The organism is Corallococcus caeni, assembly GCF_036245865.1.
Lineage (GTDB): Bacteria > Myxococcota > Myxococcia > Myxococcales > Myxococcaceae > Corallococcus > Corallococcus caeni.
On the sequence record NZ_BTTW01000003.1, the window covers coordinates 447294 to 460315 of the forward strand.

Below are 13022 nucleotides of genomic sequence, written 5' to 3' on the forward strand. Positions count from 1 at the left end.
GGAGGGATTGCCGCGCACGCCCGGAGACGCCTTCCGGGTGGCGCTGCCCAACTTCGAGGGTCCCCTGGACCTGCTGCTCCATCTCATCAAGGAGCACCGGGTCGACATCTTCGACATCCCGCTGGCACTCATCACCGCCAAGTACCTCGAGTACCTGGAGCGGATGCGGGAGCTGAACCTGGACATCGCCGGCGAGTTCCTGGTGATGGCCTCCACGCTCGCCCACCTGAAGAGCCGCATGCTCCTGCCCCGGCAGGACGCGGCCCAGGTGCCGGAAGGGGCGGACGCGCTCGCGGCGGTGGAGGAGGCGCAGGACCCTCGCGCGGAGCTGGTGCGAAGGCTCCTGGAGTACCAGAAGTACAAGGACGCCGCGGAGCACCTGGCCAAGCAGGACATCCTGGACCGGGACGTGTTCGCCCGGAAGGTGCCCGTGGAGGCCGTCCCCATCCCCGAGGACGAGGTCGGCCTTCAGGAGATTTCCGTCCTCAAGCTCGTGGAGGCGCTCGACCGGGTGCTCGAGCGGCTGACGCCCAAGGTGCAGCACGAGGTGGTGCTGGAGCGCGTGAGCCTGTCGGAGGCCATCCTCCGGATGGCGGAGCGCGTGCGCAAGGACGGGCAGGTGGTGTTCGAGGCGCTGTTCACGGAGGCGGCCACGCGCCAGGAGGTGGTCATCACCTTCATCGCCATGCTGGAGATGGTGAAGCGCCGCCTCATCAAGGTCTTCCAGGAGGAGCCCCTGGGCCCCATCCAGGTGACGCCCAACGGGGACGCGCTGGAGAAGCTGCTCCCCACGGAGGTCGACGAGAGTGACTACCGGTAACGGTCCCGACGACGGTGACGAGACGCCCGCCCCCGGCACGCCCGGCGGCCCCGGACAGTTCTCCGAGGAGGAGATCGCCTCCGTCACGGGCCCTGGCCCCGACGACGCGGAGCTGGACGGGGTGGAGGCGGCCGCCATCGAGGAGGGCTCGGACGACGACGAGAACGTCCCGGACCTCCAGTCCTCCTTCGAGAAGCTGCTCGCCAAGAGCCGCAACCTCTCCCCGGACCGCATCCGCACGGTGCTGGAGAGCGTGCTCTTCGTCGCCGAGCGCCCCCTGTCCGTGGACGAGCTGTACCAGGCCACCGGCATCCCGAGGGAGCCCATCCTCCAGGCGCTGGATCAGCTCTCCGGCATCCACCGCGAGGGCATCAGCGGCGTGGTGCTCTACGAGGTGGCGGGCGGGTGGCAGTTCCGCACGGACCCCCACTCCGCGGAGTACGTCCGGCGCTACCTGCGGGTGAAGCCGCAGCGGCTCACCCGCGCGGCGGTGGAGACGCTGGCCATCATCGCGTACCGCCAGCCCGTCACCCGGCCGGAGCTGGAGGACATCCGCGGCGTGGACTGCGGCGCGGTGCTCAAGGCGCTGATGGACCGCAAGCTGGTGAAAATCCTGGGCAAGCGGGAAGAAGTCGGCCGCCCCATTCTTTATGGAACCACGCGCGAGTTCCTGGAGTTCTTCGCGCTGAAGGACCTGTCCGCGCTGCCCACGCTCCGGGAATTCCATGAATTGACCCAGGAGCACCGGGACATCGTGGAGAAGGAAGCGGCGCCGCCTCCTCCGAAGGCGGAGGGGACGGTGGCGGCGCTGTCGGACCCGAACTTCACGAAGCGGATGGAGAAGAACGAGGCGGCCAGTGAGGCTGCTTTGGAGGAGCTGGAGGAGGCCATGGCCGCCGCGGAGCGGAGCCAGAAGGTCAGTGCCAGCATCCTGGAAAGCCCCCCTTCGCCCGAGAAGGGTGATAGCGAGGGGCCCAAGCCCGAGTGACGGGCGGCAACAACTGGAAGAAGGCAAGGCATGGCGGCGGAACGTTTGCAGAAGTACCTGGCTCGCGCGGGAGTGGCTTCGCGCCGGCACGCGGAAGAACTCATCACCTCCGGTCGCGTCGGAGTGAACAACGAGACGGTGACGGAGCTGGGCAGCCGGGTGGAGCCCGGCACGGACCTGGTGACCGTCGATGGGAAGCTCGTCACGCCGCCGGAAGAATCGTCGTACTACCTGCTCTACAAGCCCGTGGGCGTCGTGACGACGCTGTCGGATCCGCAGGGCCGGCCCACGGTGGCCAGCTATGTGGAAGAGACGGGCCGCCGCCTGTTCCCCGTGGGCCGTCTGGATTACGACGCCGAAGGCGCGCTGCTCTTCACGGATGACGGCGCGTTGGCGCACAAGCTCACGCACCCCAGCTTCCAGGTGCCGCGCTCGTACCTGGCGAAGGTGAAGGGCGTGCCGGACATGCCCACGCTGGAGAAGCTGCGCGGAGGCGTCCGCCTGGAAGACGGCATGGCCACGCCGGTGTCGGTGGACATCTTCGAGAAGGCCGAGCGCAACACCTGGCTGAAGATCGTCGTGGCGGAAGGCCGTCCGCACCTCATCAAGCGCCTGTGCGCGGCGGTGGGGCACCCGGTGGTGCGCCTGTTCCGCCCGAACTACGCGGGCGTGGGCGTGGAGGGGCTGCGCCCCGGCGAGCTGCGGCCGCTGAAGGTCTCCGAGGTCCACCAGCTCACGGAGGTGGCGGAGGGCCGCGCGCAGCCGAGCGCCTCGGAGCTGAAGCTGCCGCCGCGCCGTCACGGCCGTTCCGCGCCGGGCTTCAACGGGCCGGACGACGACGATGTCGAGCTGTCCATGGACGACGACGCGCCGGTGGCGCCGCGCAAGACGGAGCGCGCGGCCGCCAAGAAGGCCGCGACGGGGCCGAAGACCCGCGAGGCGCGTCCGGAGCGCAAGGAGTGGAAGGGCGTGCAGGACGGTGGCACGCGTCCGCCGAAGTTCGCGAAGCGCGGAGCGACGCTGGACGCGGACGATGACGCGGCCGCGGACGTGGATCTGGAGGGCGTGCCGTCGTTCGATGACGACGGTGAGGAAGTGACGGAGTCCGACGCCGCGGAAGGCGCCACCTACGGCAAGGCCGCGCGGGGCGCGGGCCGTACCGGTAAGCCCGACGGTGAGCGTGCGCCTCGCGGCGCCGCGAAGTTCGGCAAGCCGGCCCGTGCGGGCGCCGAGGGCGGGGGTCGTTTCGGCAAGCCGGCGGGCGGTGACGATGCGCCGCGCGGACGTTTCGGCAAGCCGGCGGGCCGTGGTGGCGACGAGGGTGGTGCGCCGCGCGCGGCTGGCCGTTTCGGCAAGCCGGCGGGCCGCTTCGGCGATGAGGGCGGTGCTCCTCGCGGCCGTAGCTTCGGCAAGCCGGCCGGTGCCGGTCGTGGCGGTGACGAACGCGCCCCTCGGGGTCGCTCCTTCGGAGACGAAGGCGGCGCTCCTCGCGGCCGCAGCTTCGGCAAGCCCGCCGGTGGCAGCCGCTTCGGTGGCGAAGAGGGCGGTGCCCCTCGCGGCCGCAGCTTCGGCAAGCCGGCCGGTCGCTTCGGCGATGAGGGTGGTGCTCCGCGCGGCCGCAGCTTCGGCAAGCCGGCCGGTGCAGGCCGTTCCGAGGGCGGTGCTTCGCGCGGTGGCAGCCGGTTCGGTGGCGAAGAGGGCGGTGCTCCTCGCGGCCGCAGCTTCGGCAAGCCCGCCGGTCGCTTCGGTGATGAGGGTGGTGCTCCTCGCGGCCGTAGCTTCGGCAAGCCGGCCGGTGCGGGCCGTGGCGGTGACGAAGCTCCGCGCGGTCGCAGCTTCGGCAAGCCCGCGAGCCGCTTCGGTGATGAGGGTGGTGCTCCTCGCGGTCGCAGCTTTGGCAAGCCCGCGGGCCGCTTCGGTGATGAGGGCGGCGCGCCTCGCGGCCGCAGCTTCGGCAAGCCCGCGGGCCGCTTCGGCGATGAAGGCGGTGCTCCTCGCGGCCGTAGCTTCGGCAAGCCCGCCGGTGGCAGCCGTTTCGGTGGCGAAGAGGGCGGTGCTCCTCGCGGTCGTAGCTTCGGCAAGCCCGCGGGCCGCTTCGGTGATGAGGGTGGTGCGCCTCGCGGCCGCAGCTTCGGCAAGCCGGCCGGTGCGGGCCGTGGCGGTGACGAACGCGCCCCTCGGGGTCGCTCCTTCGGTGCGGAGGGCGGTGCCCCTCGCGGCCGTAGCTTTGGCAAGCCCGCCGGTCGCTTCGGTGCGGAGGGCGGTGCCCCTCGTGGCGGCGCCCGCTTCGGCAAGCCGGCCGGCCGCTTCGGTTCCGAGGGTGGCGCGCCTCGTGGTGGCAGCCGCTTCGGCAAGCCCGCCGGTGCGGGCGGCGCCCCTCGTGGCGACCGTCCGGAGCGCCGTGAATGGAAGCCGCGCGGCGAGTCCGCGGGCCGTCCCGAGCGCCGGGATTTCAAGCCCCGCGGCGAGGACTCCGGCAGCCGGTCTCGCGGCGGCGGTGAGTCCGCGTCCAGCAGCTCCGGCGAGCGCATCGTCCGCGCTGGCGTGAGGAAGGGCCCCCCGGGTGAGGGCAGCAAGGCGCCTCGGGGAGGGGCAGGCCGTCCGCCCCCTCGCGGTGGCCGCTCCCGCTGAAGCATCCGTCCTCCTGGGTCGCTCCGTCGGTGGGCGGCCCGGGGGGGCGTTGATATAACCGCCGCCTACCTCCACCGTCCGCCGCTCCGGGAGAACGATGCGAATCCGCGTGCGACCCCTCTTCCTCGCCCTGACCCTGCTCGTCGGGTGCAATGGCAACCGGGATCAGCTCCTCGCGGAGATCCAGGACCCCCGTCCTGAAACCCGCGCCGCCGCCGTGAAGAAGCTGGCCGCGCAGAACAACCCGGACGACCTGGTCCTCTTCACCCGCGCCGCCAAGGACCTCTCCGCCTTCGTCCGGGGCGAGGCCGCGGGCGCGCTCGGGGAGAGCCAGGATCCGCGCGTCGTGGATCTGCTCGGAGAGCTCCTGGAGGATCCGGACGAGGCCGTGCAGGGGCAGGCCGCCCTGGCGCTCGCCAAGGTGAAGAACGACAAGGCCAAGGCGTACCTCACGCTCCAGTACGGACGGCGAGGCCGCGCCACGCGCCAGGTCATCGTCCAGGCCCTCAAGAGCGCGAACGTCCCCGGCGCCATGGCCACCGTCGTCGCCGCGGAATCCAAGGGCCTCTGGGACCGCAACCTCCTGGCCCTCACCGAGGGCGCGCTCCCCGAACGCGTGGGCGCCGCCGAGGAGCTGGGCAAGAGCGGCCGCGCGGAGGCCGTGAACCGGCTGCTGCCCATGGTGCGCGACAGCCAGGTCATCCTCGCCGCCGCCGCCGTGCGCGGGCTGGGGGACGCGGGCGACACCCGCGCGGTGGCCCCCATCGCGCTGCTCCTCGACGAGAGCTTCCCGGAGCTGCGCGAGTCCGCCATCGGCGCGCTGATGAAGCTGCAGGACCCGACGGCCGCGACGAAGCTCCAGGCGGTGGCGGTGGAGAAGAGCGCGGTGAGCCCCCTGGCCACCGAAGCCATCCTGACCTTCCCGCGCACGCCCACGACGGACGCCGCGCTGTGCGCCATCGCGCTCGACGGCGCCCGGGACGAGGCCCTGGACGCCGGCCGCGCCATGCGCTCGCGAGGCGGCTGCCCGGCGGAGCCCATCGCCGAGCGGCTCTCGCGCCCGGCCTCCGCGGCGTCGGGGCTCCAGGCGGTGACGGGCCTGGGCCCCTCGGCGCAGGCGCTGCTGCCCAAGGTGACGCCGTGGCTCAACCAGCCGGACGTGACGCTGCGCACGCTCGCGGTCGAGGCGGTGACCCACGTGCGCGACCCCTCCGTGGTGCCCGTCATCCAGAAGCTCTACGAGCAGGAGGTCGCCGGGCTCACGGCGCTGCGCGCGGACTGGATCACGCAGGCGCTGCCACAGAAATACAGCGCGGATCTGGATCCGTCGGCCCCCCGTCCGGAGGCGGGGCGGATGAAGGACGACAACCGCTCCAGCAAGCACGCGCAGCTCTTCGAGCGGCTCCAGGCGCTGAACGCGGCCCGCGCCCGGGAGGCCGGGCGCGTGGTGGTCCAGCCGCGAGTCCCCTCGGAGCTGAGCGACGACGTGGAGCCCGCGAAGCTGCAGCCGCTGGCCACGCTGCTGACCGCGCTGGGCACGCTCAAGGCGCCCGGGGCGCTGGAGGTGCTCAAGGGCTACACGGAGGACGCGAGCCCGCTGCTGCGCGCGGCGGCGCTGGTGGGGCTCACGTCCGTGGGGCCCGAAGGCATCGAGGTGGCCAGCGCGGCCCTGCTGGAGCCCGACCGCGAGCTGCAGAAGACGCTGGCGCTGGCGCTGGCGGAGCAGGGTGAAGCCGGACAGCTGGCGCTGGTGGCGTCGCTGCCGAAGATGGGCAGCGAGAAGCTGGTGGTGCTGGACGCGCTGAAGCGCGTGGGAGCGCCGCCCGCGTCCGCGTCGGCGGCGTTGCAGGGCGTGGTGAAGGAGGGCGGGGCGGAGGCGGCGCTCGCGGCGCAGCTGTTGGGGCGGATGGGCGCGAAGGACGCGGTGCCCACGCTGCTCAAGGCGCTGGACGACTCCAACAGCGTGGCCCGGCGCGACGTGCTGCTGGCGCTGGGCGCCATTGGCGACGTGAAGTCCGCGGAGGTGGTGGGGCGGGACCTGTACCACGACCTGCCGGAGATCCGCGCCGCGGCGGCCACGGCGCTGCGCAAGATGAACACGGGGCCGGAGGCCGAGCCGCTGGACGCGCTGAAGGGCGACTACTTCCGGGAGGTCCGCGTCGCGGCGGGAGCCTCGCCGACGAAGGAAGGCACGGCGTCCGGCGGGGCGCAGTGAATGGAGCCGCGCGCGCTCAAGGACAAGGCGACGGAGGCCTTCAGCAAGGGGCGCTTCGCCAAGGCCGCGGAGCTGTACGAGGACTACTGCCAGGCGGATCCGAAGGACCACCAGAGCCGGCTGCGCATGGGGGACGCGTGGGCCAAGGCCGGACAGCGTGACCGCGCCGTCTCCGCGTACCAGTCCGCGGCGGAGGGCTTCGCGAAGGAGGGCTTCCTGCCGCGAGCCATCGCCGCGAGCAAGCTGATCCTCGAGCTGGATCCAGCCCACCAGGGCGTGCAGCAGATGCTCGCGGATCTGTACGCGCGAAGGGGCACGCCGGCCACGTCCAGGGTGAAGCCGAAGGAGGCCGCGTCCCAGAACCCCCCCGCGGGCCTCATCACGCAGCGCGAAGCCCCGCCCACTCCGGCCCCCGCCGCGCCCCCCGCCCCCCTGGAGGCGGAGGGAGTGCCGGTGGACCTGTCGGATTCGCTCCCGCCAGAGCTGGCCCTGACCCACGCGCCCGCGAGCGCCCCCAGGCCCGTGGCGGACGACACCGAAGTGGTCATCTCCGTCGAGGTGCAGGTCGAGCCCACGCAAGAAGAACCCGCCTGGGACCTGACGCCCGAAGCGTCTGATCCGCCAGAAGCCGTCGCTGTGGCGGCGGAGGCTCCGGCGCCAGTCCCCGCCAAGGACTCCACGCCTTCCGCCGCGAGCAACGCGCTCCCGGCACCCACGCCTCCTCCTCCACCTTCCGCCTCGCAGGCCGAAGCCGCTCCGCCGGGCCCGTCCGTCCGCGTAGCGCCGCCTCGCCCCCCGCCGTCCCCATCCTCCATGCCCGAGCTTCCCCAGACCCGGACCCCCAGCGGACGCTGGCAGGCCCTCGCGCCGCCCATCACGGGTCCCGACGCCGCCCCGGCCCCCACCGAGCCGAAGGCCCCCGTCCAGGCCGCGCCCCCGGGCATGCGCCCGCGCCGAGCCGACGCGCCCTCCCGGCCCACGGTCACGCCCGCCGCCGGAGCCTCCGTGGTGCCCACCGCCGCTGGAGCGCCGGAGCCCTGGCGCGCGGCCCTGCGCGTCTCCAGCTTCACGGAGCTGGAGATCGAAGCGGACTCACTGCTGCACGCGGTGGAGCTCGCGGCCCAGCGGGGGCTGTCCGAACACGCGACGGAAGAGGAGCCCGTCTACGAGCTGACCGAGGAGGCCGGGCCCGCCTCCGGCAACCTGGACGCGCTGCCGGCCATCCCGCTCTTCTCCGACCTGCCGCGCGACGCGTTCATCCAGCTCTTTGAACGCTGCCCGCTGCGCCGCTTCGGCCCCGGTGAGCGCATCCTCGCGCAGGGCACGCACGGCGACGCCTTCTACGTCATCTGCGAGGGCAGCGTGCGCGTCTTCCGCGAGGAGGACGGCCGCCGTCAGGACCTGGCCACGCTGGAGGGCGGAGCCTTCTTCGGCGAGATGGCGCTCTTGTCCGGGGCCCCGCGCGCCGCCTCCGTGGAGTCCCTCTCCGACGACACGCAGGTGCTCGAAATCTCCGCCTCCGTGCTCGCCGCGCTGTCGCGCAGCCACCCGCCCGTGGCGAAGGCCATCAAGAAGTTCTGCCGTGAGCGCCTGCTCGCGAACGTGATGAACAGCTCCGCGCTGTTCCGCCCGTTCAATCGCAAGGACCGGCGCGGACTCGTGGAGCGCTTCCGGGCCCGCGACGTGGAGCGCGGCGACGTCATCATCCGCGAAGGCGACGCCACCGACGGCCTCTACGTCGTCCTCTCCGGCGAGGTGGAGGTCCACAAGAACGGGCAGCCGCTGTCGCGCCTGAAGGAAGGGGACCTCTTCGGGGAGATCTCCCTCCTGCAGAAGACCCCGGCCACCGCCACCGTGGAGGCCTCCCGCCACACCACGCTGCTGCGCCTGCCGCGCGAGGACTTCGACTCGCTCATCTCCAGCCATCCGCAGGTGCTGATGCTCGTCTCGGACCTGAGCGACGAACGCCTGCGCCGCACGCAGCACGTGCTGGGCACCGGAGCGGACGCCGCTCTGGACACCGATGAGGACGACCTCATCCTCGTCTGAGGCCTGCGCCCTCTCAGGTCCCACGGCCCGCGTCCCACCCGCCAGGTCACCTGACGCATCCGGCCGGCGCGCCGCGCATCCCCGCCGGTCGGCCTCACCCCGGACGACCCGGCAGGCCCCCGGGAAGGCAGGGCAGGGCGCCAGGTTGTGACGCCCGGAGGTGCCCGCTATCCTGCCCGGCATGGCTGGAGGCCAGCACGCGACAGCGGGATTGGGGCCCGACGACATCGCCGAGCTGGAAGCCCTTGGCTCCGAGCCCGGCTACGACGTGTTCCTGGCCCCCGCGCGAGCCCTCGAAGGCGCCGTGGAGGAGTGCCGCTCCAACATCGCGCTCGCCTTCCACAACACGAAGCGCGGCGTGGACAGCGTGCTGGCCCGCGAGGCGGAGGTCGCCACGCTCCCCGGCGTGAACGTGGCCGAACTGCGCGACCTGCCGCTCCTCGCCCAGGGCCTGGCCTTCGCCGCGCTGCGCGTCCAGCGCGACATGCGGGCCAGCTCCTTCGGAACCCTCTTCGAGCGTGCCCAGCAGCTGCGCCGCAAGCTGTTGAAGACGGCGGAGGCGCTCGCGGAGGCTTCCTTCCTCGCCGCTGGCGACGTGACGGCCGCCCACGCGGACGGCCACCGCGACGTGGTGGGGGACTGCCTGGGGCTCGTCGCGCTGTTCCGCCAGCACGAGGCGAAGCTCGCCGGCCGCTCGCCCGTCACGCCCGAGGACGTGAACGAGGTGGAGCGCGTCGCGCAGCAACTGCGCGCCCTGCTCGCGGCCCCGGGCGAGGGCCGCGACACCGGGAACTCGCCGCTGCTCTTCGAGGCGACGGAGACGCGCGACCGCTTCTGGACGCTGCTCACCCGGCGCCACGACGTCCTCTGGCGCTGCGGCGCGTGGCTCTTCGGCCGCGACGTGGACATGCACGTGCCGCCGCTCCAGGCCCGCCACCCGCTGGTGCGCGCCGTCGTGCCCACGTCCATCGAACGCGGGAAGCCCCAGCAGACGCCAGCGAAGCGCGGAGCGACCCCCATCGACTACGCCCCGGACAGCAACGTGCGCTCCAAGGTCCGCTTCATGGTGAAGGTCGGCTTCGACTTTCCCTCGCGCTAGACACCCATGCCTTTCGACGTGAAGGACATCCTCCGGCAGTTGGAAGCCGGCTTCGCCCCGGAGTCCGGGGCCCCGAAGTGGTGGCAGGAGAGCTGGGAGGATCCGGACGGGTTCGCCGCCGCGCTCGCGGAGGCCCACGCGGGCCGGGGCGTCCCGCCGCCCAAGAGCCGCCCGGGCCAGCAGTACGACTTCTTCCACGACCTCATCGTGCGCCACGTCGCGCTGGAGCGCCCCGCGTTCCGCACGCACGCGCGCATCCAGGGCTGGCAGGCCGTGGGCTACCGCACGCTGCACGACCTGGCCTCGCGCCGCGCCAGCGAGTGGGCGGATCAGGGCGTCGAGCCGGGCGCGAAGGTGTGTCTGGTGCACGGCGTGGGGCAGGAGCTGCTCGTGTCGCTCCTGGCCACGCTGAAGCTGGGAGGCTGCTTCACGCTGCTGCCGCCCATGGGCCCGCGCGCCATGGCCACGCGGCTGGACGCCCTGACGCCGGACTTCATCGCCGCCGAACCCCACCAGCTCCCGCTCCTCAAGGGCCACGAACAGCTCCTGCTCAAGAGCCAGGGGAGGGGAGCACCGGGCTTCACGTCCCACACGTACAAGCCCACGGACGTGGTGGGGCTGCTCTTCTCGCCGCTGGTGGATCCGCCGCACACGCCCGTGCCCCTCACCGCGGAGAACGCGTGGAGGGGCGCCATCGGCGACGGGATGCTCACCTTCGGCCTTGCGCCGGGGGACCTCTTCGCGGCGCCGGACTTCCCGGTGCTCCAGCACCTGCCGGCGCTCCTCTTCGCCACGCTGCTGCGCGGCGCCACCTACCTGCACCTGGAGATGGCGGACCTGGCGCTCAACCCGGCCCCGCTCCTGGAGCAGCCGCTGCGCGCCCTGGGCGTCACACCGAAGCTGCGCGACCTGCTCCTGCGTCACCGGGCTTCCCTGCGCAACGTGCAGCACTGGTTCCGCAACCCGGAGGAGCCCTACGACGCCCAGGCCTGGCGCACGTGGGTGAAGCAGTGCGGCCTCCAGGCCGTGCCGTCCTCCAACATCCTCATCGACGCTTCAGCCGGCGGCGCGGTGCTGGTGTCGTCGCGCGGCGTGACGGAGCCGACCACGGACGTGCACACGGACGTCTTCCCCGTCCCGGGCCGCGCGTGGACGCTGAAGGATCCGAACGAGAGCGGGCAGGGGGCTCCCACGGACGTGGGCGTCTTCACGCTCCTGCCGGACAAGGACCGCCCGCCGGGCCACGTCCTGCTCGCGCGGATCCGCCAGCGCTACCACTACGGGGGCACGCAGGGCTTCCGGCACGACGGGCGCACCTATTCCGCGAAGGAGGTCACCGCCGCGCTGGAGGACGTGCCGTTCCTCGCCGGCACCAGCGTGGTGCCGGTGTCCACCGGCGGCCTCGCCAGCCATGCCCGCTTCATCCTCCTGGCCTTCACCGGGGCCACGCCTGCTCCTCCGTCCGGCGAGCAGGAGCTCAACCGACGCATCGAGATGCTCCTGGGCGGGGATTTCCTGCCCGACCGCATCGAGTTCTTTCCGCTCTTTCCCCACCGGGTGAAGGGCGCGGTCGACGACGCGTGGTGCGCTTCGCAGTTCTTCACCGGCGCGCTGCACCGCAAGGCGAAGGACCCGATGTTCCAGGCCCTCACCGCCCTCAGGGGACGACTGCTGGAAAGCGCGGCCGCTTCGGGCGAGGATGTCCCGTCGCCAGCGCGGTGAAAAGGAGCGGCACATGGGTGTCCAGGTCGTGATGGGAGCAATGCTCCAGTGCAGCTTCGGGGTGGCGCCCTCGTCGCTGATGGTCCTCCCCGCCAACCGGGTGATGGCCACGACGCCCGCGGCGAACATCATGGACAACAAGCCGCTCTTGAACATCCTGCCCTTCGGCATGTGCAACTCGCTGGCGAACCCCATGGTGGCGGCGGCCACCGCGGCGGCCCTCGGCGTCCTGACCCCCATGCCCTGCATCCCCGCCACCGCGGCCCCCTGGGTGCCCGGGTGCCCCAAGGTGCTCATCGGCAACATGCCGGCGCTGGAGAGCAACTCCAAGTGCATGTGCAGCTACGGCGGCGTCATCCAGGTCGTCTCCCCCGGACAGATGGTGGCCATCGATGGGTAGCCCGGCGCTGGTGGTGGAACCCGTAGACTTCACGCTGCTCGACGCGGAGTTCACCAGCGCCCCCGTGCCGCTGGACGAATCGGAAGGGCCGGATCCGCGCCTGGAGGCCATCACCGGCCTGGTCGCCAAGAGCGAGTACGCGGACGCCGCGCGCGCCGCCGCGGTGCTCCTGCGCGAGGGCGTGCGCGACGTGCGCCTCGTGGGGCCGTACCTCTTCGGCCACTTCTTCGCGGACGGCATGAAGGCGCTGCCCGTCCTGTTCCGCTCCCTCAAGCGGACGCTGACGGAGAACTGGGACTTCTTCGGCCCGATGGAGAAGAAGCTCGTCTTCGCGGACACCGGCCTGCGCTGGCTGCTCAAGATGATGGGCAAGCACCTGGAGCACCACACGCGCCTCAAGGACGCGCAGTGGCAGGCCTGGTGCGCGCCCGGCAGCCGCGAGCCCATGGAAGAGGCCCTGGCCCTGGGCGATCCCCTCATCGCCGCGCTCGCCATCCTCCAGAAGCCCGCGTGCATGGACGCCATGCGCACGCTGCTCGGCGCGCTGCGCTCCCACGCCCAGGGCGTGCCCTTCCTGCCCCCGCCGGAGGAGCCCAAGCCGGCCGCGCTCGCCGCCGCCGCCGCTCCGGAGGAAGAGGACGACGACGAGGAGGAAGAGGACGACGACGGGGAGGAGGAAGAGGAGGCCCGCCCCGCGCGCGCGAAGAAGGCCGCCCGCGCCAGGGCCCAGGACGCCGCCCAGGACGCCGGCCCCAGCGTGCCCATGTCGCCCGCGCTCGCGCAGCTGGTGCGCAAGCTGTCTGCGTTTGAAGCGCTGGTGGAGCGCGAGGACTACACCAAGGCGAGCGTCATCGCCGTGGACGTGCTCGCCACCGTGGAGCGGTTCGACCCGCGCGTGTACCTGCCGCAGCTCTTCTCCGGCTTCTTCAACGGCCTCGCGCAGCACGCGGAGGCCATCGAGCCCATGCTGCACAACACGGAGACGCTGTCCTTCCGCGCCATGGATCAGCTCTACCGCGTGGACCTGGACGCGTTCCTCGTCGCCCAGCAGCGCCAGGGCCAGGGCCGCGGCGGCGGCTCCGAGTACGACGAATAGCC

The 13022-nt window shown here is 72.5% G+C and carries 9 protein-coding genes; all 9 read left to right on the forward strand.

Annotation, left to right across the window (positions count from 1 at the left end; genetic code table 11):
- Positions 1-7 precede the first annotated feature (7 nt).
- The 9 genes from AABA78_RS16130 to AABA78_RS16170 all read left to right on the forward strand — a co-directional run bounded on the left by AABA78_RS16130 (position 8) and on the right by AABA78_RS16170 (position 13020).
- Positions 8-820, forward strand: a complete 813-nt coding sequence (locus AABA78_RS16130) for a segregation and condensation protein A (RefSeq protein ID WP_216623066.1) — start codon at positions 8-10, stop codon at positions 818-820.
- Entirely contained in the window at positions 807-1808 is a 1002-nt protein-coding gene (scpB, locus tag AABA78_RS16135; protein WP_338263961.1) for an SMC-Scp complex subunit ScpB, read from the forward strand. Before AABA78_RS16130 ends, scpB begins: the two co-directional genes overlap by 14 nt.
- Before the next feature lie 30 nt (positions 1809-1838).
- A complete protein-coding gene (locus AABA78_RS16140; RefSeq protein WP_338263962.1) occupies positions 1839-4439 on the forward strand; it encodes a pseudouridine synthase in 2601 nt (866 codons plus the stop codon).
- Between the two features lie 97 nt (positions 4440-4536).
- Positions 4537-6654: a HEAT repeat domain-containing protein gene (locus AABA78_RS16145; RefSeq protein ID WP_338263963.1), complete on the forward strand. Its 2118-nt coding sequence runs from the start codon at positions 4537-4539 to the stop codon at positions 6652-6654.
- The gene (locus AABA78_RS16150) at positions 6655-8703 is read left to right on the forward strand and encodes a cyclic nucleotide-binding domain-containing protein (protein ID WP_338263964.1); all 2049 of its coding nucleotides are present in this window, start codon (positions 6655-6657) and stop codon (positions 8701-8703) included.
- A 160-nt stretch (positions 8704-8863) separates the two neighbouring features.
- Complete coding sequence (locus tag AABA78_RS16155) at positions 8864-9802, forward strand: hypothetical protein (protein ID WP_338263965.1); 939 nt, start codon at positions 8864-8866, stop codon at positions 9800-9802.
- A 6-nt stretch (positions 9803-9808) separates the two neighbouring features.
- The gene (locus AABA78_RS16160; RefSeq protein WP_338263966.1) at positions 9809-11524 is read left to right on the forward strand and encodes an acyl-CoA synthetase family protein; all 1716 of its coding nucleotides are present in this window, start codon (positions 9809-9811) and stop codon (positions 11522-11524) included.
- 13 nt (positions 11525-11537) lie between these two features.
- On the forward strand, positions 11538-11924 hold the full coding sequence (locus AABA78_RS16165) for a DUF4280 domain-containing protein (RefSeq protein WP_171436489.1): 387 nt from the start codon (positions 11538-11540) through the stop codon (positions 11922-11924).
- The gene (locus AABA78_RS16170) at positions 11917-13020 is read left to right on the forward strand and encodes a type VI secretion system protein IglI family protein (protein WP_338263967.1); all 1104 of its coding nucleotides are present in this window, start codon (positions 11917-11919) and stop codon (positions 13018-13020) included. The genes AABA78_RS16165 and AABA78_RS16170 overlap by 8 nt, the downstream gene beginning before the upstream one ends.
- Positions 13021-13022: the final 2 nt, after the last annotated feature.